We start from the raw sequence: 23,424 nt of genomic DNA on the forward strand, positions 1-23,424 counted from the left end.
ATCAGTTGCGTGTGTGGGGTGCGGCCGCTTGCCCCTTGTCTCCCGCGGCCGCTCTGCGTAGTCATCCCCGGACAGGGACGACAGGCGGGGCGCGCGCAATCCTCGAAGGTCCGGGACGGACCGGCGGCCGGAAACGGTTGACGGCACCGCTTGCGCGGGCACACTCGCCTTGTACCCCGGGGAAACCGGGGTGTGTGGCGGAAGAGGGAGTGCGTATGGAAGGCGCAGGCAGCTTGTTACCGATCATGGCGCTTGTGCCGTTTCTGGGTGCGCTTCTTCCCGGCCTTTTCATCCGCGCGGGGCGGAATGCCTGTGCCACCATCACCATGGCCACGACGATCCTCGCCATCGTGATGCTGCTTGTCATGGCTCCCGCAGTGATGCGCGGCGAGGTGCTTGAGGCACGGATCGACTGGCTGCCGCAGCTTGGCCTGACCGCAGGCTTTTTCCTCGACGGGCTCGGTCTGCTCTTTGCGGGGATGATCCTGGGCGTCGGGCTGCTGATCATTCTCTACGCCCGCTTCTACCTCAGCCCCAAGGACCCGATGGGGCAGTTCTACACCTATCTGCTGCTGTTCCAGGGTGCGATGCTGGGTATCGTGGTTTCGGATAACATCCTGCTTTTGCTGATCTTCTGGGAGCTTACGAGCCTCTCGTCCTTCCTGCTCATCGGCTACTGGAAGCACCTGCCCGAGGGCCGCCAGGGCGCCCGCATGGCGCTTACGGTGACCGGCGCCGGGGGGCTTGCGATGATCGGCGGCATGCTGATCCTAGGCAACATCGCCGGCAGCTATCACCTGACCGACATCCTCGAGCATGGCGAAGAAATCCGCGCTTCCGAATGGTACCTGCCGGCGCTGATCCTGATCCTCGCCGGCGCGTTCACCAAATCGGCACAGTTCCCGTTCCACTTCTGGCTTCCGCACGCGATGGCCGCGCCGACGCCCGTTTCCGCCTACCTGCACAGCGCCACGATGGTGAAGGCCGGCGTGTTCCTGATGGCCCGGATGTGGCCGGTCCTCGCCGGAACGAACGAGTGGTTTTACATCGTCGCTACAGTCGGCCTGATCACCATGATCCTCGGCGCGCTGATTGCGCTGTTCAAGGACGACCTGAAGGCGCTGCTCGCCTTCTCCACGGTCAGTCACCTCGGGCTGCTGACAATGCTGCTGGGCTTCGGGACAGAAGCCGCCGTCATCGCCGCGATTTTCCACATCATCAACCACCTGACCTTCAAGGCCGCGCTCTTCATGAGCGCCGGGATCGTCGATCACGAGGCGCATACCCGAGATATCAAGCGGCTCGGCGGGCTGGCGCGGCTGATGCCGATCACGGCGACCATCGCAACGATCGCCGGTTTCTCGATGGCAGGGTTCCCGCTGTTCAACGGTTTCCTGTCAAAGGAGATGATGCTGGAGGAAGCATCGCACACCGAGTGGTGGCACAGCCATTACTTCGTACCGGTCCTCGCCACGCTGGGCGCGCTGCTGTCGGTCGCCTATTCGCTGCGTTTCATCTTCCACACTTTCGGTGGGCCGGTTCGCAAGGACTACCCCCACAAGCCGCACGATCCTCCGTTCGGCATGTATGCCGCACCCGGGCTGCTGGCGGTGCTGGTTGTCCTGATCGGGGTCATGCCGTGGCTTGTGGAACCGCTGGTCGAGGTTGCATCGAGCGCGACCGCCGGCGCGCACCTGCATCCGCATCTGAAGATCTGGCACGGCATCACGCCGGCACTCTACATGTCCGGCATCGCCATCCTCGGCGGTATCGTCCTGATGCTGCTGCACCGCCCGCTGGATGCGATCTGGCTGCGCACGCCGCGACCGGAGGCGAAGGCGATCTTCGACGCGCTGATCCGCGCCTGCGCCGATGGCTGCCGCTGGATCACCACCTTCACCCATAACGGCGCGATCAGCCGGTACCTGGCGATCTTCGTCGTCACTTCGGTGATCATGGGTGTTATCGCCTGGATGGGTGGCGGCACGATGCCCGCGACCCGCCCGATCCAGCCCATTCCCGCGATTGTCGCCGTCGGCTGGGTGCTGCTGCTTGTCGCCACCATATCGGTCGCCACCATGCACCGCCGCCGGTTCCGGGCGCTGGTCCTGATCGGGGTCATCGGGCTGATGATCTCGGCGGGTTTCGTGTTTCTCTCCGCGCCCGATCTGGCCCTCACGCAGATCTCGGTCGAAACGGTCACCATAATGCTGTTGTTGCTGGCGCTGCATTTTCTTCCGAAATCCACGCCGAACGAAAGCAGCCGGGGCTTGAAATCCGGCCACACCGTGATCGCGCTGGCGGCAGGCGTGGGGGTTGCGGCGCTGTCCTTTGCCTTCCTTACCCGCGACTTCAGCTCGATCTCCGAATATCACCTCGCCAATTCCTACAAGGGCGGCGGCGGGCATAACGTCGTCAACGTGATCCTCGTGGACTTCCGTGGTTACGATACTTACGGCGAGATCATCGTGCTCGGCATCGCCGGCCTCATCATCTTCGCGCTGATGGAGGCACTGCTGAACGGACCCGCCGCAGCTCGGCTGCGGAATTGGGATTTCTCGCAGGACCGGTCGCGGGATCGCCACCCGCTGATGATGGTGGTCGCGACCCGGGTGATGATGCCCATCGCCTGCGTCGTGGGTATCTTCATCTTTCTGCGCGGCCATAACATGCCCGGTGGCGGCTTCGTCGCGGGGCTGGTGATCTCAATCGCGCTGCTTATGCAGTACATGGCGTCGGGTTTTGCCTGGACGATGAGCCGGCAGAAAATCGAGTATCACTCGATGATCGGCTGGGGCGTCATTGTCGCGGGGCTGACCGGGGTAGGGGCCTGGTTCGCCGGCAAGCCATTCCTGACCAGCGCCTATGGCTACATCCACATACCGCCCATCGAGGAATTCGAATGGGCCACCGCCGCGCTCTTCGATCTCGGCGTGTTCCTGACCGTGCTGGGCGCCGTCATGTTGATGCTGTTCTCGCTGTCGCGCATCGCGCGCTACGCCGGCGAGACCGTGAACATAACGGCGATGGACTACGACCCCTCGCATCCCGAATACACCGAATCCGACGCCGAGGAGGTGCACTGAGATGGAAATCGTCGTTGCAAGCACCATCGGCATCCTCACGGCGGGTGGGGTGTACCTTCTGCTGCGCCTGCGGGCATTCCCGGTGATCCTGGGACTGTCGCTGCTGTCCTACGCGGTGAACGTGTTCCTGTTCGCCACCGGGCGGATCACGATTGATGCGCCGCCTATCCTGCAGGATCACGGCGAACACCTGACCTATACCGACCCGCTGCCACAGGCGCTGGTGCTGACTGCCATCGTGATCTCTTTCGGGATGACGGCGGTGCTGGTGCTGATCTCTCTGGGCTCTTTTCTCGAGTCCGCCCATGACCGGATCGACATGATTGGCGAAGACGAAGCAGAGACGCTAGAGGTCGACGAATGAACCACTGGATCATTGCCCCGGTCGTTCTGCCGGCCATGCTGGCGCCGATCATCGCCTTCGTCATGCGCCACGACATCGTTCTGTCGCGCGTATTTTCCATCGCCGGAACGCTGCTGCTGACCTGTATCGCGATGGGGCTTGTTTCCATTGCCGCCGACGGCACCGTGCATGTCTACAAGCTGGGGGACTGGCCTGCGCCATTCGGCATCGTGCTGGTGCTCGACCGGTTGTCCGCGATGCTGGTGCTGGTGACGGCAGTCCTCGGGCTTATCGTCGCGATCCATGCCGCAGCAACCGGATGGGACACAAGGGGGCGACATTTTCACGCGCTGTTCCAGTTCCAGTTGATGGGCATCTGCGGTGCCTTCCTGACCGGTGACGCCTTCAACCTGTTCGTGTTCTTCGAGATCCTGCTGATCGCCTCCTACGGCCTGATGATCCATTCAGGCGGCAAGGAGCGGCTACGTGCAGGTCTGCAATACGTGGTGATGAACCTTGCCGGTTCGACGCTGTTCCTCTTCGCGCTGGGCACGCTTTATGCCTCGACCGGTACGCTCAACATTGCAGACCTCGCGGTGAAGGTGCGCGAAATTCCCGTAGAAGACGCAGCCATGATCCGGGTCGCGGCGATGCTGCTGATGATCGTGTTCGCGATCAAGGCGGCGCTATTCCCGGTGCAGTTCTGGTTGCCCGCGACCTATGCCAATGCGCCAGGTCCCGTCGCCGCGCTGTTCGCGATCATGACGAAGGTGGGTGCTTATGCCATCCTTCGGATCCACACCATGGTGTTCGGTCCCGACGTGCCTGCGCTGTCAGGCATGCCAGGTGACTGGCTGTACCCAGCCGCCGTGGTCACCATCGCGATCGGGGCCTTCGGCGTTCTCGGCTCGACTAAGCTGCTGCAGCTGATCGCCTTCTCGGTGGTGGGCTCCATGGGAACCCTGATGATCGCCATCTCGGCTTTCACGCCCGAGGCGCTGCTTGCCGCGCTCTACTACCTGCTGCATTCCACTTTCGCCGCCGCCGCGCTGTTCCTGATGGCCGATCTTGTGGTGATCCGTCGCGGCAGTGAGGACCTGCGTATGCTGCACCCCGCTATCAGCCAGAATGGCCTCCTGACGGCGCTGTTCTTTGCAGGCGCAATCGGCATGGCCGGGATGCCACCGCTGTCGGGCTTCCTGGGCAAGCTGCTGGTGCTCGATGCGCTACGCGACCCGCAGGTCATCGCCGTTGCATGGACCGCCGTGCTTGGCGGCTCATTGCTGACCATAGTCGGTTTCGCCCGCGCCGGCAGTTCCTTGTTCTGGCGGCCCGCGGCGATCGCGGCGATGCCGGCCGAGGCGCCCGAACCGCAGGTCGTCGCGCCGCCGGCGACATCGGCCGTCTTCGCGCCTGCCATCGCGGCGCTGGCGATGCTGGTGCTTCTGACAATCTTTGCCGGCCGCGTCTCCGGCTATCTCGAGTCCACTGTCGCAGAGCTGTTCGATCCGACCGCCTATATCGAGGCGGTTCTGGGCACCGGAGAGGAGGAGTAGGCCATGCTGAAAAAGTTCCTGCCGCACCCGATGCTGACGCCGACGCTGCTGGTGGTCTGGCTTGCGCTGGTCAACAAGGTCACTCCGGGCAATGTGCTGCTGGGCCTGATCATCGGCATTGTCATCCCGGCAATGACCCGGCCCTATTGGCCGGACCGGCCGACCGTGCACCGGCCGCTGAAGGTGATCGAGTACATCCTGATCGTCATCTGGGACATCGTGGTCGCAAATGTCGAGGTCGCCCTGATCATCCTGTTCAAGCGCAACCCGGATATCCATTCGCACTGGGTCTGCGTTCCCCTCGAACTGACCTCGCCCGAGGCGATCACGGTTCTCGCCGGGACCATCACGATGACCCCCGGCACCGTGTCCGCCACGCTCGCGGCGGATGGGGGCAGCATTCTTGTCCACTGCCTGCACACCGACGATCCCGACGACATCCGCGCGTCGATCAAGTCCCGCTACGAGGGCCGGCTGAAGGAGATCTTCCAGTGATCGTGACCTATGCCCTGTTCTTCGCCCTGGGCTGTTTCGGGCTTGGCCTGCTGTGCAACCTGTGGCGCATCACACGCGGGCCCGACAATTCCGACCGCATCCTCGCGCTCGACACGATGGTGATCAACGTGATCTCGCTGATGGTGCTCTACGGCATCTGGCGCGGCACCGCGATCTACTTCGAGGCGTCGATGCTGATCGCCATGGTCGGCTTTGTCTCCACCGTCGCCTATTGCCGCTTCGTCCTGCGCGGCGACATCATCGAGTAAGGAGAGCGGGCATGCCCCTTATCGCGGAAATCCTGATCGCTTTCTTCCTGGTCGTCGGCGGGGTGTTCGGCCTTGTCGGATCCTTCGGAATGCTCAAGCTGCGCGATACGATGCAGCGGCTGCACGCGCCGACCAAGGCGACGACGCTTGGCGTCGGCGGCGTGCTTATCGCCTCGATGATCTATTTCTACGTCGACACCGGAAAGATCTCGTTCCACGAGTTGCTGATCACCCTGTTCCTGTTCCTGACCGCGCCGATCACGGCGAACTTCATCGCCAAGACCTACATGCAGGCGCATATCCGGCCCGAGGACCTGCCGGGGAGCGAGCGGGATTACGGCTGGTCGCTCTATTCGGACCCGCCGGGTGACAGGGATGAACAGGACCAGTAACCGAAAAAAAACGCCCGCCGAATTTGGCGGGCGTTTTCGCATCTTCCTTGGCGTCTGAAGCTACCGAAGCAGCCCCAGCGACGCCATGTCGACATTCAGCGGTCCGGACAGGTCCTCGATCGAGTCGTAGAGCAGTTCCAGCGCGTAATGCGGGTTGTGCGCGTGGATGCCCGGGTCGGCGGTCACGACTTTCCAGTTAAAGACTGACTTCACCAGACGCGGCGTCCAGGTGTTGTAGGCCACGTTGCGGCCCTCGGCCTGGTCGATCACCCCGTCGCCGTTCGCGTCGGCGTAGAAGTAGGGGTAATGCGCCCCGTCAAAGATGATCGCGGTGCCGACTACGTCGCTTGCATAGTCTTGGATCATCGACATCAGCAGGTCGGCATTGGCCTGGATATCTGTCGCGATACCCTTTGTGGTGTCGCCGCTGCCGTCAAAGCTGAACCGGGAAATCCGGATCGCCTTCGAGTCGCTGGTGGTGTGGCAGGTCAGGCAAGTATCCTCGCGCACCGACAGACTGTGCGGGCTATGGCAGGACACGCAGCCGGTAATCGGCTTGGCGTGCATGAAGCGGCCGGAATAATCCTTGCCGGGGTACTGGTAGCCGACCTGGCCGTAACCGCCTAGGTTGGTCGAGGCGGCGAGCGCGTAGTGAGGGTTGATGAACCCGATCTCCTCGTTGACCTCGTCAGCCGGCAGGTCCCCGGTAGCCTTTTCAACCGTCGCACCGGCGGCGCGGCCCTGGTGGCAGGTGGTGCAGGCGGCTTCGGCGCCGCTTACCGGATGCACCACGCCTGAGGGCAGGGTGATCTCGGTGATATTGCCAAGTTGCGGGTTGTGGCAGGTCTCGCAATCGACAACGCCGCCAATCGCCACCGGCCCTTCAATGCCGGGGTCGGTTCCATCCAGGCCGTGGAAAGACCGGAACCCGGCGCCGGAGTGGCAGACCGCGCAGACCGGCGGGATTTCCCCATCCTCGTCCCAGTGACGGAATGCCTCGGCCGACGCGTCGGAATGGCCGGATCGGGCCCAGGCGCCGATGGCGCGGGAATTCGGAATGGCGATGGTCTGTGGCGAGAACGGGCCGCTTCGCGGCATGACGAATGCCGGCTCTTCACCCGTTTCAACTGTGGCTTCTTCGGCTTCGCTGTCGGAGTCGGACTGCGCGTGAACCTGGACCGTCCCAATTCCGATGCCGAGTGCCGCAATCGCGACGATCCGGAAGGCGGAAGCAAGAACGATGTGGCGATAATCATTTAGCTGCATCGTTGACCTTGATGGTTGGTTGGAGAATTGTTTAAGACAAAGCTAGCAAACAGGTGGGCGTTGCGGCAATGCAGCATTCCGCCAAAACGCCAATTTTTTGCGAAGGAGATCCGGCATTGCCATGGCAATTTAAAAGTGGATTGCCTGTTTTGCCTAATAATTCGCAATTTGCGTTTGGTGCATTTGAGATGCAGATTTCGGAGGAAGCTGCACTCACGGCACAACCAGTAGAAGACTTCCGAATCGATTCGCTGGTCAAAGAGGGGGACCTCGTCGCGCAGGGTGCACCGGTCCTGCGTTCGCGTCGTCAGCCGGAAATCGTGGCCACCGCACCGATGGCGGCGCGTGTCGCGTCCGTCGATCTGGGGCCCGGTCATCGGTTGTCCTCGATGGTCTTTTTCAAGGAAGCGGCTCCTGGCCGACACGAGTACGACACCAAGGCCGCAGCCAGTGGCGACGCGGTCGCACTGCGCGCCTCCCTGTTGGCATCTGGGCTATGGCGTTTCTTCCGCTCCCGGCCCTTCGGCAAGACGCCGGTGCCCGCCGAGATACCGTCGGCGATCTTCGTCATGGCCCTCGACACCCGCCCCGCGGCGCCGGATCCGCGACTGGCGCTGCATGACCGGATCGGCGATTTCGAGCATGGGCTGCGCGCCCTGCTCGGCATGACAGAGGGTCCGGTCCACCTGTGCCAGGACAGTGGAGACGAACTCGTCGGCCCGCCGGACTTCCCCGGTAACTTCCGCCTGATCCGCAATGGCGGTCAGCATCCGTGGGGGCTGGCCGGGCTGCAGATCCATGCGCATTACCCCGCCGCGATCAACCGCCCGGTCTGGGACATTCATGCCGAGGACGTGGCCGGTATCGGCGAATTCCTTCGCACCGGCATGGTGCCGGAAACGCTCACCTTATCGGTCACCGGCACGGCGCTGCGCGAGCCGCGGCTGGTGCGTTGCCAGCCGGGCGCCGACCTGCGCAGCCTGTGTTATTCCCACGTCAAACCGGGCCTCCATTCGATCCTCTCGGGATCGGCGCTGGACGGGCGCCGGGCGCGCTGGCTGCGGCATCGCGACCGGCAGGTGGCCGTCATGGTGCCGGATGGCGCGGGGCAGGGCGGCCACTGGTTCCTGTCGGCGCTGCACCGCGCCCGCCGTCCCCTGCCGCTGGTCCCGAACGCCGCCGTCGAGCAATCCCTTGGCGGCGCCTTCCCGGTCATGCCCTTCCTGCGGGCGCTGTCGTCCGGGGACGCAGAAACGGCGACCAAACTCGGCGTTCTGTCGCTGCTGACCGAAGACCTCGCGCTGGCCGACTACGTCACCTGCGCCGAACCGCGCCTGTCGGATCTGCTGAACGGCATGCTCGACCGCATAGAGGCGGAGGAGGCCGCATGATCCGGGGTATCTGGGATCGCGAGACCGTCGCGCTGATGCTGCTTGCGGCGGCGTTCCCGGTCTTCGTGGCCTGGGTGCAGGCCGACGGCTGGTATGCCATCGGCCGACTGATCTTCTTCCTCGTCGTCGCTGGTATCTGGCATGTGATCTTCATGCTCGCCCGTGCGCAGCCGCCGTCCTTCGCCGGTGCGCTGACCGCGCTTACGATCGCCATCCTGGCGCCGCATGACCTCGGTATCTTCGCCCTGCTGCTCGGCACCAGCTTTGGCGTGGTGATGGCGGAATTGGCCTTCGGCGGCTGGGGGCGAAACGTGCTGAATCCCGCGGTGGTGGCGCTGGCTTTCATCAGCTTCGGCTACCCGGCGTCGAACTGGCCGGAACTGGCGGTACAGATCGGCTGGGCGGCGTTCCCCGCCGCGCTGATCGGCGTGCTGACCGGTGTGATGTCGCTTCGGCTCCTGCTTGGCGTCGCGGTGGTGACGGTGATCACCCTATATGCGGGGGTCGACATTTCAGAGACCTGGATCGCCGGCGCCGTAGTGCTGGTGCTGATGGTCTGCGACCCGGTGACCGCGTCCGCCACCCGGCTGGGGCGCTGGGCCTACGGCGCCTTCTATGCCGCGATGTTCGTGCTCTTTACCTGCCAGTGGGGCGATGCCGCCCCGATACAGATCGCGGTCGCGGCGGCGCTGCTCGCTTCGCTCGCCGCACCGCTCTTCGACGAAATCGCCATCTCGATCTGGCTCTACCGGAGGAACCGGCGCATTGGCTGACAGCAACCCCGTATCCGCATGGCAACGCTTTCTGGCTGCCCCGAACGACAGCCGGTTCAAGACCCTGCTGGTCGCCTTCCTCGTGTCCGCGATATGCGCCGTGGTGGTCACCGGTGCGACGGTCGTGCTGCGCCCGATTCAGCAGGCCAACCGCGCCGCGGAGCAGCAGCTGCGGCTGGAGACGATGCTCAACGGCATTCCCGGCATGTCCGAACTGCTGGCGGACTCCGAGGATGCCGAGATTTCCACTGTCGTCGTCGACCTCGACACCGGCCGCGCCTCGCAGGACATCACGCCAGAGACGCTGCAGGCGGCGCTGGACGATCCGGCGAACTGGACGACGCTGACGCCCGAGCAGGACATGGCGAACATCGGCGTCCGCCCGAACTATCAGCAGATCTACATCGTCCGCGACGGCGACGATATCGAACTGGTGATCCTGCCGGTCTTCGGCGCCGGCGCGCAGGGCGAGATCTCTGCGATGCTGGCGATCGACGGCGACATGGAGACTTTCGCCGGCATCACCATCATCGACCATGTGGAAACTCCCGGCCTCGGCGCCCGCATCACGGAACCGGGCTGGCAGGCGAATTTCAACGGCACCCGTTTCGCCAACGATGCCGGCGAGATCGAATTCGCTGTCGCCCGCGGCCCCGCCACAAGCGACTTCGAGGTCGACGGCATCACCGGCGCCACCCGCACCGGCAACTCGATGACGCGCATCGTCCGCTTCTGGCTTGGCCCGATGGGGTACGGTCCGCTGCTCGACGCGATCCGCCGCGGGGAGTTCTAGGCCATGGCTGCGGGAAACCTCTGGCATACGCTGACCGAGCCGCTGGTCGACAAGAACCCGATCACGCTGCAGATCCTCGGTATCTGTTCGGCGCTGGCGGTGACGACCTCTCTCGACACGGCGCTGACCATGGCGATCTCGCTGACCGTGGTGCTGGTTCTGTCGGCACTGGTTGTCAGCCTGATCCGCAAGCATATCCCCGGTACGATCCGCCTGATCGTGCAGATCGTCATCGTCGCCTCGCTGGTGATCGTGATCGACCAGTTCCTGCAGGCGTTCTTCTTCGATATCAGCCGCAGGCTCTCGGTCTTCGTCAGCCTGATCACCACCAACTGCCTCGTCCTCGGCCGGACAGAGAGCTTCTCCCGCAACAACCCGCCATTCCCGTCGATGGTCGACGCGCTGGGCAACGGCCTCGGCTATTCGCTGATCCTCTGCATTATCGGCTCCCTGCGGGAGCTGTTCGGAAATGGCAGCATCCTCGGCTTCCAGATCCTGCGCACCGTCGATCAGGGCGGCTGGTACGTGCCGATGAACCTGATGCTGCTGGCGCCCTCGGCCTTCTTCCTGCTGGGGGGCCTCGTCTGGGCGATCCGTTCCATCCGCACCGATCAGGCGGAAGCGCCCGAATACGCGCCGCCCGAAACCGCGGAGCGTGCCGGATGAGCGAGTTCTTCTCTCTCTTCATCAAGGCGGCGCTGGTCGAGAATATGCCGCTGACCCTGTTCCTGGGCCTGTGCACCTTCCTCGCCCTGTCGCGCCGCCCGGGCACAGCGGTTGGTTTGGGCATAGCCGTAACCGCGGTGATGGCGGTGACGGTGCCGTTGAACCAGCTTCTCTATAACGCGATCCTCGCCCCTGGCGCCCTACGCTGGGCCGGATTTCCGGATATCGACCTGTCTTACCTGTCGTTGATCGTCTTCATCGGGGTCATAGCCGCGACGGTGCAACTGATCGAAATGCTGCTCGACCGGTTCTTCCCTGCGATCTATGCCGCCTTCGGGGTGTTCCTGCCGCTGCTGACGGTGCAATGCGCCATCCTCGCCGGCAGCCTGTTCATGGTCGAGCGCCGCTTCGACTTCACCGATTCCATCGCTTACGGAATGGGTAGCGGCGCGGGCTTTGCGGTGGCCGTGATCATGCTCTCGGCGATCCGTACCCGGCTGGCTTATGCAGATCTGCCGGCGGGCCTTCGCGGCCTCGGCATCACGTTCATCTTGGCCGGGATGATGTCGCTCGGCTTTTCCTCCTTCGCGCAGATGGTGACGCAATGATGGGCGAGATCGTCATAGGCAGCGTCGTTGTCATCGCGCTGATCCTGATCCTGACGGTCGGGCTGCTCGTCGCGCGCACCAACCTGATGCCGGGCGGCAATGTCGTCGTTACAGTGAACGAAACCAAGCAGATCGAGGCCAAGCGCGGTGACACGCTGCTCACGACCCTCCACAATGCCGGTATCGGCATCCCTGCAGGCTGCGGCGGCTCCGGCACATGCGGCCTCTGCCGCGTCACCGCCACCGGCGAGGGGGCAGGGGAGCCGCAGGCAACCGAGAAAGGTATTCTGTCCGCCGCCGAGCGCCGCGCCCATACCCGGCTTGCCTGCCAGGTCAGCCTGCGCGGCCCGGCCGATGTGACCGTACCCGGCAGCGTCCTGTCGGCCGAAACCTTCGACTGCAAGGTCCTGTCAAACACAATGGTCGCGCCGCTGATCCGCGAATTCGTGCTGGAATTGCCCAAGGGCGTGCCGTGGGATTTCATCGCGGGCGGCTTCGGCCAACTCACCGCGCCCGCCTACAACCTGCGCTTCCGCGACATCGACGTGCCCGACCGATTCAAGGAAACCTGGGACATTTCCGGCTGGACCGACCTGCAGTCGAATTCGCCGAAACCGGTGACCCGCGCCTATTCCATCGCCAGCCGGCCCGCCGACGCGGGCAAGATCATCTTCAACATCCGTCTCGCCGTGCCACCCGCGGGGCATGAAGGCGACATCCCGCCCGGCGTCGTATCCTCCTACATTTTCTCGCTGGAACCCGGCGACACCATCGGCGTGTCGGGCCCGTTCGGCGAGTTCCACGTGCAAGATACCGATGCCGAGATGGTCTTCATCGGCGGCGGCGTCGGCATGGCGCCTCTGCGCTCGATGATCCACGACCAGATCGGCAAGGGCACCCATCGCAAGATGTCCTACTACTACGGCGCCCGCTCCGTCGCCGACCTGTTCTACGTCGAGGAATTCGAGACCATCGCCGCACAGCACGAAAACTTCTCGTGGCACCCGGCGCTGTCGGATCCCGCGCCGGGCGACCGATGGACCGGCGAGACCGGCTTCATCCACGAGATCGTGCGCAACCATTTCCGCGGACACCCCGCGCCGGAAGACTGCGAATACTATCTTTGCGGCCCTCCGGTGATGATCTCGGCGGTCTTCAACATGCTCGACAAGCTCGGGGTCGAGCGCAAGAACATCTACAACGACGATTTCGGGATATGACCATGCCAGACGCATTCAGCCCCGCCCGCCGCCGCTTCCTGGCCCTCACCGGCACCGCCGCAATAGGTTCGGTCTTGCCAGAGCTCACGCGGGCGGCCCCCGCCGTCGCGACCCTCACTGGCGAGGCCTTCGCCACAAGCTGGCATATCGCCTTGCCCGCCGGCACCGACCCGGAACGCCATCGCGCGCCCATCGATGCGCTGCTCGCCGAGATCGACGCACAGATGTCTCCCTGGCGCGCGGACAGCCTGATCACGCGCTTCAACCAAGCCGGGGCAGGGAGCATCGACGTCCCCGCCGAGACTGCACGCGTCACCGCCGCCGCACTTGATCTCGCGCAGACAACCCAGGGTGCCTTCGACCCCGCCATAGGCCCCGCCGTCGCCCGCTGGGGTTTCGGCCCAATCGAAGGCGCGGCCTCCAGTGCCGACGGCCTTGCCATCGAGGGAGAGACCCTGTCCAAGGCGCATCCCGGCCTGACCCTCGACCTCTGCGGCATCGCCAAGGGTCGCGCACTGGACCTGATGGTGACCCACCTGCTGGACGCCGGTCACGAGAACTTCCTCATCGATCTCGGCGGCGAACTCGCCGCCCGGGGCACGCACCCCGAAGGCCGCCCGTGGCACGTCGGCGTCGAGGATCCGCGCCCCGATTCCGCCGGCATGGCAGAGGTGCTGGCGCTGAACGGCATGGCGGTCGCCACATCCGGCAACCGCGCAAACGGCTACACGCTGGGAACGCGCCGCTACAGCCACATCATCGACCCGGCTACGATGGAGCCGGTGAAGGGCAACCTCGCCTCCGTCTCTGTCATAGCTCCCGACGCGATGACCGCCGACGCCTGGGCCACCGCACTCTTTGCCGCGGGCGACACCCACGGCCCCGCGCTCGCCCGCAAGCATGGCATCGCCGCCCTCTTCCTCACCGCCTCCGCGTCCGGCCTCACCCGCCTTGCCACCGGCGGTTTCGACACCCACCTGGCGTAGAGATATGGAAATCCTCCTCGCCATCCTGCTCTTCACCCTCGCCGCCTGCGGCCTCGCCGCCGGGCTGATGTTGGGCGGCCGCCCGCCCGAAACCTCGTGCAGCGGCATCTCCTGCATCAAGGGAGCGAAATGCGAGACCTGCCCGCGCCGTCTGGCGGCAGAAGCGGAGGCGGAGGCCGAAAATGCCTGAGGATACCCATATCGCTTCGGTCATGCAGACCGACTTCCTGCGCCTCTCCGAAACCATGCCAATCCGCGAGGCCATCGCCGCGCTGCTCGACGCGGGCGCCTCCGCCGCACCGGTGACCGACCCCACCGGCAGCCTTGTCGGCGTGCTGACCCAGAAGGACTGCTTCCGCTCGGCGCTGAACGCCAGCTACTACCAGCAATGGCGCGGCGCTGTCGGCGATTTCATGTCGAAAGAGCCCGCGACGCTCGAGGCGGAAACCGATTTCGTCACCGCCGCCGAGGCTTTCATCGAAAAGCCCTACCGAGCCTACCCGGTCACCGATGCAGGCACCCTCGTCGGCATGCTGCACCGTTCCGACCTGCTTGCCGCCTTCCTCAAGCACGGCTGACCCGCCTCGCGCCGGATCGCGCCTGAACCCTTGCCCCGACGCCCCCACAAGCGATAGGTCCTGATCCGGGGCGAGACGACAGGACAGGCACCGTGCAGACCACAAGACCACTCCCGCCCTGGGCACCCCGGCTCGCCGCCTTCGCGATCCTCGCCAACACGACCGTCTTCGTCGTGGTAAACATCTGCATCTACTGGGCCCGCGCAGCCTTTGCCGCGCGCAATCCGGAATACATCGCCGAAGGTCCCGCCACGATCAGCCGCGCCATCTCCGATCCCTACGTCGGCGATATCTTCGCGATCTGGGTCACCGGCTCCGCGATCCTCCTCTTCCTCGGCGTCGCCGCCCTCGTCGCGGTCAGCTGGCATGGCATCCCCCGCAATGCCTGGCCGCTCCGCATCCTCTGCGGGCTCGTCGTGCTGTTCCAGGCCACCGCCAGCGTCGGCATGACGATGCTCAGCAACTTCACCTTCCACAACAACCACGACGGCCACATGATGGGCAGCTACATCTTCTTCGCCGCCCAGGCGTTCACGGTGCTCACCGGCCTCATCGCCAGCATCAACGTGCAGGTAAACCCCGACACACGCGCAGCCATGCAGGCGGCGGGCGTCCTGCATCCGGGCGCCAACCGCGTCCGCCTCTGGGCCGGCAGCGCCTCTGTCGCCCTGGTCCTCGCCTACGTGACCCTGTTCGTCGTCAAGGATTTCGACCTCGGCGCGTGGAAGGACACTGTCTACCTGATCTACGTCACGACCGAACCGGTGACGATCTCGTCCTTCCTGTTCTTCGTCCTGCTCTACGACTGGGACCTCGCAATGGTCCTGCGCCGCCAGCCCTCAACGGCTCAAAGCGGCAGCCCGACGTAGTTCTCCGCCAGCGCCAGTTGCGCCGCCTGCGAGCCTTCAAGGAAATCGAGCTCCGTCTCCTGCATCCGCCGGTCGAATTCCGACTGCTCCGGAAACCGGTGCATCATCGTCGTGAACCACCACGAAAACCGCGTCGCCTTCCACACCCGGGCCGAGGCTTTCTCGGCATAGGTTTCCACGCCGCCATCCTCGTCGTCCAGGTAATGCGCCGTCAGCGCATCATACAGGTAATGCACGTCAGACGCGGCCAGGTTCAGCCCCTTCGCCCCCGTGGGAGGCACGATATGCGCGGCATCCCCCACCAGGAACAGCCGCCCCCAGCGCATCGGCTCCGCCACATAGGACCGTAGCGGCGCGATGGATTTCTCGATCGAAGGCCCGGTCACCAGCCGCTCGGCCATGTAGGCCGGGATCCGGGTGCGGAACTCGTCCCAGAAACGCGCGTCCGACCAGTTTTCCACCACGTCGCCCTGGTCCACCTGCACGTAGTACCGGCTGAGGTTCTCGTTCCGGAGCGATGCCAGCGCGAAACCCCGCGAATGAGAGGCATAGAGGATCTCGTGGGTAACCGGCGGTGTCTCCGACAGGATGCCGAGCCAGCCGAACGGATACACACGCTCGTACTCCTTCAGCACGTCCTTCGGGATCGACTGCCGGCTGACCCCGTGAAACCCGTCGCAACCCGCCACCCAGTCGCAGTCGACCCGGTGCTCGGTCCCGTCCTTCACCCAGGTCACGTAGGGTGCATCCGTGTCGAGGTCGTGCGGGGTCACCGCCTCCGCCTCGTCGATCACGACGCCGCCCATCGCATCCCGCGCATCGTACAGGTCCTGTGTGATCTCGGTCTGGCCCCAGACCATCATCGGCTTGCCGGCCAGCGCCTTGATGTCGATGCGGAAGCCATGCTTCTCAGCCCCGATCACGATGCCTTCGTCGACAATCCCCAGCTTGTCCATCCGGCTGCCGACGCCCGCCTCGCGCAGCAGTTCTACGGTACCGTTCTCGAGCACGCCGGCGCGGATGCGGGCAAGGACGTAAGCGCGGGATTTTCTCTCAAGAACAACGCTGTCGACGCCCTTGCGATGCAGAAGCTGCGACAATAGCAGCCCCGATGGACCACCGCCGATGATACAGACCTGAGTACGCAACCACGTCCCTCCCTTTGCTGCGGCGACAGTCGCAAATCGCGCACAGATTGTCGACAATCACATTGGTCTGTTCCCGCGGTCGTCCGGCTCTACCCGCGCCGCCGCATCCGGAAATGCGCCATGATCTGCCCGTGATCCGAGGCCAGCTTGTTATAGGGCGCTTCCGGATGCGCGCCATCGGTCAGGTGGTCGTTCAGCACGCTGAAATACTCCATCTCGCCGATAGTGCGTTCGTAGTCATGCAGGAAATGCCGCGAGACCAGGATCTGGTCGATGCTTTCATAGACGCCGCCGAAGGCAGAGGTATAGACCATGTCGCGCGCCGATTTCTGCACAAACAGCTTCTCTGCCGAATGCAGCCGCACCCGCTCGATGCTCTCGGTGATACGCGCCGCTTCCTCGGGTGTGTAGCGGTCGTTTTCCGACTGCGCGTCGTGCCGCCGCATCCAGGCATAGTTCACGAAGGGCCGTTCGCCCGCGATGATCTCGCTCGACACCGCATGCTCGCCATCGTTCAGATCGCCTAGCACCATCACCGGGTGGCCCGCCTCCAGCTCCTTCACCACCAGCCCGCGCAGGACCCACGCTTCCGCCATCCGTCGTAGCCCGGCGCGCAAGGACCCCAGCGCCCGGCCGACCGGGTTGTAGTCGAGCAGGTTCTCGGCAGGCGCGAATTCCGCACCCTCGGGCTTCAGGAACTCGCCCAGTTTCGACTTCATGTGAACGTTGAAGATCGTCACGATATGACCGTTCACCGGCACGCGCACCATCAGGATCGGTCGCGACAGCCGCGACAGGCGGTAAACGCCACCATCCTCGCCCGTCAGTTCCCGGAACGGGATCTCGATGGCAGGCAGGATATCCTGCACGATGACCGGTTCCTCGGCAAAGCCGAAGCGGGACAGCACCGCCACCCCCGGCCGCCGCTTGCCCGGCTCCCCGTCATTGGCATTGCGCGCAAAGGCCAGCCCGGCCCCGTCGTAAGGCGCGTACCGCAATTTTCGAAAGATCGCCTTCTTCCGGTACGGTGCCTCCGGTCCCGGCACCACCGCATCGTTCAGCACCCGCCCGCGCGCGTCCGCCTCGTCGATCACTGCACGCAGCGGCGCCTCGTCGAAGATCTCCTGAAAACAGACCACATCGGCGTTCAGCGTCATAAGCTGATCCGCCAGCCAGTCCTCTTTCCATGCGTGTTCCTCGGCGGTGTACCTCTCGAAGCGGTAATATTCCTGCTCCGCCGCGATCAGGTTCTTCACGTTGAAACTGGCGATGGTGAAATCCGCCATCGAATCCTCTCCTCAAACCCTGCGCGGCAGAACGACCAGCGTATGATCCTGTCCCGCCAGCGCCGCATCGATCCGCGGCGCGATCTCGTCCCAGTCGCCGCCCGCCAGCCCCGCGCCAATCAACGGATAGCCTATGCGCGCGCCGTTGAACGACGCGGCGACTTGCAGAAATGCCGCCGAAATGGCCCCGTAATCGGCAAGCCGCCCGGCGCCGCCCCAGTGATACTGAGTGTAGGCATTGACGACCGTCAGGCCAGCACCTTCCCGCGCCACCTCCGCCCAGGACAGCGAGCCAAGCTTTCCGCGGTCGCCTTCCGCCGTCGCCATATCCGCCGCCAAAGCCTCGGGGAATTCCCGCGCAATCACTCGCGCGATCCCGGCCTCCATCGAGCAGAAGCAGTTGCAGCCATGGACGATCACGTCGAACGCCCCGTCCAGTGCGAGAGCGATCAGATCGCCCTCGACCCGTTTCACGCGCCGTCGCCGTATTTCTGGATCGCCGTCGCGAACATCTCCGGGTCCACGTTGCCGCCCGAGGCCACCGCGATCACCGCGTCGCCCTCTACCGTCTCCGGCATGTAGAGCGCCGCCGCCAGCGCCACCGCGCCGCCCGGTTCCACCACGATCTTCAGCCGGGTAAAGGCGGCTGCCATCGCGCGCAGGCACAGCTCTTCCGGCACCGCGATCCCCGGCCCGCAAAGCCGCTGCATGATCGGAAAGGTGATCTCGCCCGGCGCCGGCGTGATGATCGCATCGCAGATAGAACCGGACTGGCGGTCGTTGTGCTCGATCCCGCCGCTTTCCAGCGAGCGTTTCACGTCGTCGAAATCCTCGGGCTCCACCGGCCGCGCCCGCAGCCCCGGCGCCCGCGCCTCCAGCGCCAGCGCGATGCCAGAGGTCAGGCCGCCGCCACCGGCACAGACCAGCACGTCCGCCGTTTCCACGCCGTCCGCCTTCGCCTGCTCGGCGATCTCCAGCCCGCAGGTGCCTTGCCCCGCGATCACCTGCGGCTCGTCATAGGGTCGGATCAAGGTCAGACCGCGCGCGGTCGCGATGCTGGTGCCGACCTCTTCGCGGCTTTCGCCGCCAACGCGGTCATAGAGGACCACTTCCGCCCCCAGCGCCGCCGTGTTCTCGAGTTTCAGCTTCGGTGCATCCGCCGGCATCACGATCACCGCCGGCACGCCGTGCATCTTCGCCGCCATCGCCACGCCCTGCGCGTGGTTGCCAGAGGAATAGGCGATCACGCCGCGCGCCCGCACCTCCTGCGGCAGGGCCGACACCGCTGACCAGCCACCGCGGAACTTGAACGATCCGGTGTGCTGCAGGCACTCCGGCTTCACCAGCAGCCGCCGCCCCGCGATCTCGTCCAGAAACGGCGACCCCAGCAGCGGCGTCCGCCGCACCACCGGCGCCAGCCGTTCATTCGCCGCTTCGATCAGCCCGATATCGATTTGCATTGCCCGACCCATTCCCTGATTGCCGCCACCGCTTCCGGCTCGTCAAGGAACGGCACATGGCCCCGCCCGGGAACCTCCGCCGCAATCATGTCGGGCCTCCGGCGTTTCATTTCAGCAAACGTCTCCGGGCTCAAGAGGTCGGAATTCGCGCCGCGGATCGTAGCGAGCGGCAGACCGGCGAAAGCATCGAAGACCGGCCAGAAATCCGGGGGCGCCGGATTTGCCTCCGGATCTGCGGCGTCAAAGATCTGAGCCAGATCCGGATCGTAGTTGATCTTCAGACCCTCGGTCGTCTCGACATAATGCTTCCGCGCCTCCTCCATCCAGCGGCTGTCGGGGACGCCGTCGAACCCGGCCATCCGCTTCGACATCGCCTCCGCAGCGGTCTCGTAGGTTTTCCATTTCGGGTTCTTGCCGACATAACTCTCGATCACGTCCAGCCCTTCCGGTGCCACCACCGGCCCGATATCGTTCAGGCACGCGCCGATCAGACGCTGCTTCGCGGTCGCCGCCAGCAGCATCGCGATCAGCCCGCCGCGCGAGGTGCCGAGGACCGCCGCCTTCTCCACCCCCAGATGATCCAGCAGCAGCAGCGCGTCCTTCGCCTCCACCGGAACGGTGTAAGTCGCGGGATCCGCCCAGTCCGACCCGCCACGCCCGCGGTAATCCAGGCAGATCATCCTGACGTCGCCCAGATGCGGCGCGACATAGTCGAAATCGCTCATGTTCCGCGTCAGCCCGGACAGGCACAGCACGGGCAGGCCCGCGCCCGCGTCGGAATAGGCGAGTTTCACGCCGTCGAAGGTATCGAAAGTCTGCATCAGGCTGCCTTTGCCAAGACGGGAATGTCGGTCAGATCGGACAGGATATGGTCCGGCCGCCAGTCGAGCCGGTCGACCGGTTCACCGGCGCGGTTGACCCACGCGGTGACGAAACCGAAGCCCTTGCCATGCGCCGCGTCCCAGCCGTTGGAGGAAACGAACAGCACCTCGCCGGGAGCCGTGCCAAACCGCTTGCCGACCAGCTCGTAAACACGGCGGTCCGGCTTGAACACGCCCACATCCTCGACCGACAGCACATCGTCCAGCACGTCGCCCACGCCAGCGCTCTCCACCGCACCGGCCAGCATCCGCGGTTCGCCATTCGACAGGATCGCGGTCGCGAACCCTTCCTCCTTCAGGGTCGCCAGCATCTTCGGCACCTCCGGATAGGCCGACAGCTCGAAATAGAGCGCCAGCAGGCGTTCCCGCAGTTCCGGATCGCTCAGCCCCGCCGCTTCCATCGCCCAGTCCAGCCCATCCTGCGTCACCTTCCAGAAATCGCAATGCGCCCCGGCCACGGCGCGGAGCCATGAATATTGCAGCTGCTTCAGCCGCCAGTTGGCGGCCAGCCCCTGCCAGACATCGCGCAGCGCCTCGTTCCCCGGCTCCTGCGCCGCCTCCCGCGCGGCGGCGGAGACGTCGAAAAGCGTGCCATAGGCGTCGAAGACGCAAGTGGTCACCGGCATGTTCAGTCCTCCCTTTGGCGGAAGACTGGCAGATGCCGGGCTGGCGGAAAAGACCGTGAAATCCCCTATGTCGGCGCGCCCGCCCGTCCTTGCGCGGGTGTCGACTTCGGGAGCCTCCGGCGGGGATATTTGGAACCAGAAGAAGACCGGATCGTTCCTGACTGCTTCTTCTGGCTCAAAAATATCCCCGCCGGAGGCAGAAAGTTCTTCTGGCGCGCCGATGCCTGCTATTCGCCGCAGATGCCCTGCAGGCTCACCCAGTCGCTGTCGCGCAGGACCGGCAGCGCGTCGAGCTCCTGCACGGGATCGGCCTCGATAAGGCCGACGGTCGCCTCCCCGGTCATGTCGACAGAGTAGGCATAGGGGCTCGCCGGGACATCTGCCTCTGCGAAGCGTTCCAGCAAAACCGCGTCGGGCAGCGGATCGGGTTCCGCCGACATCAGCGTTTCGGCATAGGCGGCGAGGCGTTCCTCGGGAATGTCGCCCGTCGTCAACAGGCGCAAAGCGGCAAGCGGCCCGGCAAAATCCAGAAGCTGTTGCACTGCGTCGGCGCGCTGGCCACGCGCATCCTCGGCAAGGATATAGCCAGCCACCACGCTGGGATCCTCGTAATCCTCCACCAGTGTCCGGTTCAACAGGATGATCCCGCCGGGCAGATGCGCCGCCTCCGGTATGCCGCCGGGCAGAACCTCGATCCGTCCGCCGCCGCCCAGCAGCCGCTCGTCGAGCTGCGCCAGCGCCCGGTTGCCAAGGGAGGTGGTGCAGGGTGAACCCGCCACGCGGCGGATTTCCGTCAGAAGCCGCTCGCCCAGTTCCTCGCGCTTGGCCTCCGGGAGCACGCCAGATGCATGGCGGATCAGCGCGCTCGGCAGCCAGAGCAGCAGGAGCGCCAGCACAATTGCCAGTCCGCCGAGCAGCAGCACGTTCCTGAGCCGGCCCCTGTGCGGCTTTCGCTTCTCCACCGCCTGCCGGACACGTTCTATCGCGTCGATCATCTCGGGCGCGGTCAGTTCCAGGTCTTCCGGCGAATCCGGGCCGGGCCTGTAGATGGCAGGCCTGAGACCGGGGTTCTGCCGCTCCAGCGCCGGCAGCGACCAATGGGTCAGCGGACGCCCGGCGCTGTCATAGATCACCAGCGTCGCATCGCCGACCGATACGATCACGTCACGCCGCTGATCCTCGGGCGTCGCCCGCCAGACCCCCGGCGATTCCAGCCGCTGATACTCCTTGAGAGCCGTCATTCGCCCTTTGACCCTGTCCCTGAGCCGGGACGATAGCGAATGCGCGCGGCGGTGCCAATCGGATGCAGGTCAGCGCAGGTCCGGCAGTGGACCGTTCTGCGTTACCGCCAGGCTCTCGAGCTCCTTGAGGAGCTTCCGCGCCATCCCTTCCTCGAAATCCTCGAAGCCGAGCGCGACCTCGGTAAAGGCGCCGGGGCCGCGGATTACCTCGCTGTGGTAATAGGCCTGCAGTTCACCGATCTCCGCCTGGCGCCGGTCCGAGGCATTCCTCGGGTCGGCGCCGATGACCAGCCCGTTCACGGTCACGCCCGCCAGGTCGCCGCCCTCCGGCAGATCGCGCGGCCGCGGCCCGGAATTCGACTTTCCGTCGCCCGAGATATCCAGCGTGCGGCGCCAGCAGGTGCCCTGCGTTCCCAGGGCCGCCGCGCCCATAGCGATCGCTTCGCCGATCGCCGTCGACGGGTCCATGGCAGCCCGACCGGTACCGTTCAGCACCGCCGCCGCTTCGGCCAGGTCGCCGGCGCCACCGATCTCGCGCCAGTCCAGTAGCAGCCGCTGGCTGCCGCTGCCGGCCCACTCGAAGACGTAGATCCGCACAGGTGCATCGGGAAAGGCCAGGAATGCCTGCTGCACACCCGGCCGCAGGAGCGCCGCGGCAAGGCCGTCCAGCTGCAGCCGGTACTCCCGCGCGTCGACCGAGCCTGACACGTCCAGCCCCAGCGCAAGCGCATGGCGACAGTTGCTGTGGGCGGGCAGGGCGGCGAGCAGGGCCAGCGCGACCGCGAACCCGCGCATCTCAGCCGCCCCTGGCCCCGGCGCCGTGCAGCGCACCCACCGCGCGCACCATCAGCTCGCGCAGCAACTTCTGCCGCATCGCGCGCTCGAAATCCTGGAAATCGCGCGCTTCCTCGACAAAGGCACCCGGCCCCTTGATCACCTCGCGCTCGTAATAGCCCATCAGGTCGTCGTCGCCCTGGCCGATCACCAGCCCGTTTACGGTCACCTCGCCCAGCGGGAAATTCGCATAGGCCAGTGCCGGGCCGAAGCCCTCGTTGTTGCGGCCGTCGCCCGAGACGTCGAGCGTCTGGAACAGGCAGGGCGGGGCGTCTTCGAACAGGCCCGCCGCGAACCCCAGCGCATAGCCGATCGCGGTCGGGAACTCGGTGTAGTTCCGCTTCGATCCGGCGATCCGCTGCGCGGCCGCGAAGATGTCCGACCGGCTCGCCATCTTCCGCCAGCTCAGGATCACGTCCTGCTGGTAACGACCGCTCCATTCGAACACCGCCAGCGTCACTTCCTGCCCCGGGACCGCCAGGAAGGCCTCGACGACATCGTCCGAGGTCAGCGCCGCCGCCAGCCCTTCGCGCTGCAGCCGGTCCTCGACCTGGTCCACGGAAGACGAAATATCCAGAGCCAGCGCCAGGGCCAGCCGGCATTGCGCCGCCGCGGGGGAGGCGAGGACGAAGAGCCCAAAAAACAGGGGGGCCATCA

26 protein-coding genes are annotated in these 23,424 nt (G+C 65.2%); 16 read left to right on the forward strand and 10 right to left on the reverse strand.

The window, feature by feature from the left end; genetic code table 11:
* Positions 1 to 215: 215 nt before the first annotated feature.
* The 6 genes from HCO70_RS04445 to HCO70_RS04470 are packed head-to-tail and all read left to right on the forward strand — an operon-like array spanning position 216 to position 6,141.
* Positions 216 to 3,086: a monovalent cation/H+ antiporter subunit A gene (locus HCO70_RS04445; RefSeq protein ID WP_172293464.1), complete on the forward strand. Its 2,871-nt coding sequence runs from the start codon at positions 216 to 218 to the stop codon at positions 3,084 to 3,086.
* 1 nt (position 3,087) lies between these two features.
* On the forward strand, positions 3,088 to 3,450 hold the full coding sequence (locus HCO70_RS04450) for a Na+/H+ antiporter subunit C (RefSeq protein WP_172293466.1): 363 nt from the start codon (positions 3,088 to 3,090) through the stop codon (positions 3,448 to 3,450).
* A complete protein-coding gene (locus HCO70_RS04455) occupies positions 3,447 to 4,985 on the forward strand; it encodes a monovalent cation/H+ antiporter subunit D (RefSeq protein WP_172293468.1) in 1,539 nt (512 codons plus the stop codon). Before HCO70_RS04450 ends, HCO70_RS04455 begins: the two co-directional genes overlap by 4 nt.
* 3 nt (positions 4,986 to 4,988) lie before the next feature.
* On the forward strand, positions 4,989 to 5,480 hold the full coding sequence (locus HCO70_RS04460; protein ID WP_172293470.1) for a Na+/H+ antiporter subunit E: 492 nt from the start codon (positions 4,989 to 4,991) through the stop codon (positions 5,478 to 5,480).
* The gene (locus tag HCO70_RS04465) at positions 5,480 to 5,749 is read left to right on the forward strand and encodes a K+/H+ antiporter subunit F (protein WP_172296136.1); all 270 of its coding nucleotides are present in this window, start codon (positions 5,480 to 5,482) and stop codon (positions 5,747 to 5,749) included. The genes HCO70_RS04460 and HCO70_RS04465 overlap by 1 nt, the downstream gene beginning before the upstream one ends.
* A gap of 11 nt (positions 5,750 to 5,760) precedes the next feature.
* Entirely contained in the window at positions 5,761 to 6,141 is a 381-nt protein-coding gene (locus tag HCO70_RS04470; protein ID WP_172293472.1) for a Na+/H+ antiporter subunit G, read from the forward strand.
* Positions 6,142 to 6,201: 60 nt separating this feature from the next.
* Here the strand turns inward: HCO70_RS04470 and HCO70_RS04475 are convergent, their stop codons facing one another.
* Positions 6,202 to 7,407 (reverse strand): cytochrome C, encoded by a 1,206-nt coding sequence (locus HCO70_RS04475; protein WP_172293474.1) that lies wholly within the window; start codon positions 7,405 to 7,407, stop codon positions 6,202 to 6,204.
* A 188-nt stretch (positions 7,408 to 7,595) separates the two neighbouring features.
* Between HCO70_RS04475 and HCO70_RS04480 the strand changes: the two genes are divergently transcribed.
* The 10 genes from HCO70_RS04480 (at position 7,596) to HCO70_RS04525 (ending at position 15,291) form a co-directional block, all read left to right on the forward strand.
* Positions 7,596 to 8,798, forward strand: a complete 1,203-nt coding sequence (locus tag HCO70_RS04480; protein WP_172293476.1) for a Na(+)-translocating NADH-quinone reductase subunit A — start codon at positions 7,596 to 7,598, stop codon at positions 8,796 to 8,798.
* Complete coding sequence (locus HCO70_RS04485; RefSeq protein ID WP_172293478.1) at positions 8,795 to 9,571, forward strand: RnfABCDGE type electron transport complex subunit D; 777 nt, start codon at positions 8,795 to 8,797, stop codon at positions 9,569 to 9,571. Before HCO70_RS04480 ends, HCO70_RS04485 begins: the two co-directional genes overlap by 4 nt.
* The gene (gene nqrC / locus HCO70_RS04490) at positions 9,564 to 10,364 is read left to right on the forward strand and encodes an NADH:ubiquinone reductase (Na(+)-transporting) subunit C (protein WP_172293480.1); all 801 of its coding nucleotides are present in this window, start codon (positions 9,564 to 9,566) and stop codon (positions 10,362 to 10,364) included. The genes HCO70_RS04485 and nqrC overlap by 8 nt, the downstream gene beginning before the upstream one ends.
* Before the next feature lie 3 nt (positions 10,365 to 10,367).
* Entirely contained in the window at positions 10,368 to 11,030 is a 663-nt protein-coding gene (locus HCO70_RS04495) for an NADH:ubiquinone reductase (Na(+)-transporting) subunit D (protein ID WP_172293482.1), read from the forward strand.
* On the forward strand, positions 11,027 to 11,638 hold the full coding sequence (gene nqrE / locus HCO70_RS04500) for an NADH:ubiquinone reductase (Na(+)-transporting) subunit E (protein ID WP_172293484.1): 612 nt from the start codon (positions 11,027 to 11,029) through the stop codon (positions 11,636 to 11,638). The genes HCO70_RS04495 and nqrE overlap by 4 nt, the downstream gene beginning before the upstream one ends.
* Positions 11,638 to 12,858 carry an NADH:ubiquinone reductase (Na(+)-transporting) subunit F gene (gene nqrF / locus HCO70_RS04505; protein WP_172296138.1) on the forward strand — a complete coding sequence of 407 codons (1,221 nt, stop codon included), beginning with the start codon at positions 11,638 to 11,640 and terminating at the stop codon, positions 12,856 to 12,858. The genes nqrE and nqrF overlap by 1 nt, the downstream gene beginning before the upstream one ends.
* Positions 12,859 to 12,860: 2 nt before the next feature.
* Complete coding sequence (locus HCO70_RS04510) at positions 12,861 to 13,844, forward strand: FAD:protein FMN transferase (protein ID WP_172293486.1); 984 nt, start codon at positions 12,861 to 12,863, stop codon at positions 13,842 to 13,844.
* 4 nt (positions 13,845 to 13,848) lie between these two features.
* Complete coding sequence (locus HCO70_RS04515; protein WP_172293488.1) at positions 13,849 to 14,034, forward strand: hypothetical protein; 186 nt, start codon at positions 13,849 to 13,851, stop codon at positions 14,032 to 14,034.
* Positions 14,027 to 14,422, forward strand: a complete 396-nt coding sequence (locus tag HCO70_RS04520) for a CBS domain-containing protein (RefSeq protein WP_172293490.1) — start codon at positions 14,027 to 14,029, stop codon at positions 14,420 to 14,422. Before HCO70_RS04515 ends, HCO70_RS04520 begins: the two co-directional genes overlap by 8 nt.
* 92 nt (positions 14,423 to 14,514) lie before the next feature.
* Entirely contained in the window at positions 14,515 to 15,291 is a 777-nt protein-coding gene (locus tag HCO70_RS04525) for a hypothetical protein (protein WP_172293492.1), read from the forward strand.
* Here HCO70_RS04525 and pobA read toward each other — a convergent pair.
* The 9 genes from pobA to HCO70_RS04570 form a co-directional block, all read right to left on the reverse strand.
* Positions 15,270 to 16,439: a 4-hydroxybenzoate 3-monooxygenase gene (gene pobA / locus HCO70_RS04530; protein ID WP_172293494.1), complete on the reverse strand. Its 1,170-nt coding sequence runs from the start codon at positions 16,437 to 16,439 to the stop codon at positions 15,270 to 15,272. The genes HCO70_RS04525 and pobA overlap by 22 nt on opposite strands.
* An 89-nt stretch (positions 16,440 to 16,528) precedes the next feature.
* Positions 16,529 to 17,725 (reverse strand): endonuclease/exonuclease/phosphatase family protein, encoded by a 1,197-nt coding sequence (locus HCO70_RS04535; RefSeq protein ID WP_172293496.1) that lies wholly within the window; start codon positions 17,723 to 17,725, stop codon positions 16,529 to 16,531.
* A gap of 12 nt (positions 17,726 to 17,737) precedes the next feature.
* Positions 17,738 to 18,199 (reverse strand): macro domain-containing protein, encoded by a 462-nt coding sequence (locus HCO70_RS04540; RefSeq protein ID WP_172293498.1) that lies wholly within the window; start codon positions 18,197 to 18,199, stop codon positions 17,738 to 17,740.
* On the reverse strand, positions 18,196 to 19,185 hold the full coding sequence (locus tag HCO70_RS04545) for a threonine/serine dehydratase (RefSeq protein ID WP_172293500.1): 990 nt from the start codon (positions 19,183 to 19,185) through the stop codon (positions 18,196 to 18,198). Before HCO70_RS04545 ends, HCO70_RS04540 begins: the two co-directional genes overlap by 4 nt.
* Positions 19,164 to 20,006 carry an alpha/beta fold hydrolase gene (locus tag HCO70_RS04550; RefSeq protein ID WP_172293502.1) on the reverse strand — a complete coding sequence of 281 codons (843 nt, stop codon included), beginning with the start codon at positions 20,004 to 20,006 and terminating at the stop codon, positions 19,164 to 19,166. Before HCO70_RS04550 ends, HCO70_RS04545 begins: the two co-directional genes overlap by 22 nt.
* Positions 20,006 to 20,692 (reverse strand): haloacid dehalogenase type II, encoded by a 687-nt coding sequence (locus HCO70_RS04555; protein WP_172293504.1) that lies wholly within the window; start codon positions 20,690 to 20,692, stop codon positions 20,006 to 20,008. The genes HCO70_RS04550 and HCO70_RS04555 overlap by 1 nt, the downstream gene beginning before the upstream one ends.
* Positions 20,693 to 20,919: 227 nt before the next feature.
* A complete protein-coding gene (locus HCO70_RS04560) occupies positions 20,920 to 21,933 on the reverse strand; it encodes a hypothetical protein (RefSeq protein ID WP_172293506.1) in 1,014 nt (337 codons plus the stop codon).
* A 69-nt stretch (positions 21,934 to 22,002) separates the two neighbouring features.
* The gene (locus HCO70_RS04565) at positions 22,003 to 22,728 is read right to left on the reverse strand and encodes a DUF1194 domain-containing protein (protein WP_172293508.1); all 726 of its coding nucleotides are present in this window, start codon (positions 22,726 to 22,728) and stop codon (positions 22,003 to 22,005) included.
* Position 22,729: 1 nt separating this feature from the next.
* A complete protein-coding gene (locus HCO70_RS04570) occupies positions 22,730 to 23,422 on the reverse strand; it encodes a DUF1194 domain-containing protein (protein WP_253913112.1) in 693 nt (230 codons plus the stop codon).
* Between the last annotated feature and the right edge of the window lie 2 nt (positions 23,423 to 23,424).

The sequence above is a fragment of the Pseudoruegeria sp. HB172150 genome, from assembly GCF_013184805.1.
Classification (GTDB): domain Bacteria; phylum Pseudomonadota; class Alphaproteobacteria; order Rhodobacterales; family Rhodobacteraceae; genus Psychromarinibacter.

Coding starts and splice junctions, on each gene's coding strand:
- HCO70_RS04515 (WP_172293488.1), top strand. CDS start 13,849: ATGGAAATCCTCCTCGCCATCCTGCTCTTCACCCTCGCCGCCTGCGGC.
- HCO70_RS04470 (WP_172293472.1), top strand. CDS start 5,761: ATGCCCCTTATCGCGGAAATCCTGATCGCTTTCTTCCTGGTCGTCGGC.
- HCO70_RS04445 (WP_172293464.1), top strand. CDS start 216: ATGGAAGGCGCAGGCAGCTTGTTACCGATCATGGCGCTTGTGCCGTTT.
- HCO70_RS04510 (WP_172293486.1), top strand. CDS start 12,861: ATGCCAGACGCATTCAGCCCCGCCCGCCGCCGCTTCCTGGCCCTCACC.
- HCO70_RS04460 (WP_172293470.1), top strand. CDS start 4,989: ATGCTGAAAAAGTTCCTGCCGCACCCGATGCTGACGCCGACGCTGCTG.
- HCO70_RS04560 (WP_172293506.1), bottom strand. CDS start 21,933: ATGACGGCTCTCAAGGAGTATCAGCGGCTGGAATCGCCGGGGGTCTGG.
- HCO70_RS04450 (WP_172293466.1), top strand. CDS start 3,088: ATGGAAATCGTCGTTGCAAGCACCATCGGCATCCTCACGGCGGGTGGG.
- nqrF (WP_172296138.1), top strand. CDS start 11,638: ATGGGCGAGATCGTCATAGGCAGCGTCGTTGTCATCGCGCTGATCCTG.
- HCO70_RS04565 (WP_172293508.1), bottom strand. CDS start 22,728: ATGCGCGGGTTCGCGGTCGCGCTGGCCCTGCTCGCCGCCCTGCCCGCC.
- HCO70_RS04555 (WP_172293504.1), bottom strand. CDS start 20,692: ATGCCGGTGACCACTTGCGTCTTCGACGCCTATGGCACGCTTTTCGAC.
- HCO70_RS04520 (WP_172293490.1), top strand. CDS start 14,027: ATGCCTGAGGATACCCATATCGCTTCGGTCATGCAGACCGACTTCCTG.
- HCO70_RS04570 (WP_253913112.1), bottom strand. CDS start 23,422: ATGGCCCCCCTGTTTTTTGGGCTCTTCGTCCTCGCCTCCCCCGCGGCG.
- HCO70_RS04485 (WP_172293478.1), top strand. CDS start 8,795: ATGATCCGGGGTATCTGGGATCGCGAGACCGTCGCGCTGATGCTGCTT.
- HCO70_RS04480 (WP_172293476.1), top strand. CDS start 7,596: ATGCAGATTTCGGAGGAAGCTGCACTCACGGCACAACCAGTAGAAGAC.
- HCO70_RS04550 (WP_172293502.1), bottom strand. CDS start 20,006: ATGCAGACTTTCGATACCTTCGACGGCGTGAAACTCGCCTATTCCGAC.
- HCO70_RS04545 (WP_172293500.1), bottom strand. CDS start 19,185: ATGCAAATCGATATCGGGCTGATCGAAGCGGCGAATGAACGGCTGGCG.
- HCO70_RS04495 (WP_172293482.1), top strand. CDS start 10,368: ATGGCTGCGGGAAACCTCTGGCATACGCTGACCGAGCCGCTGGTCGAC.
- HCO70_RS04455 (WP_172293468.1), top strand. CDS start 3,447: ATGAACCACTGGATCATTGCCCCGGTCGTTCTGCCGGCCATGCTGGCG.
- nqrE (WP_172293484.1), top strand. CDS start 11,027: ATGAGCGAGTTCTTCTCTCTCTTCATCAAGGCGGCGCTGGTCGAGAAT.
- HCO70_RS04475 (WP_172293474.1), bottom strand. CDS start 7,407: ATGCAGCTAAATGATTATCGCCACATCGTTCTTGCTTCCGCCTTCCGG.
- HCO70_RS04535 (WP_172293496.1), bottom strand. CDS start 17,725: ATGGCGGATTTCACCATCGCCAGTTTCAACGTGAAGAACCTGATCGCG.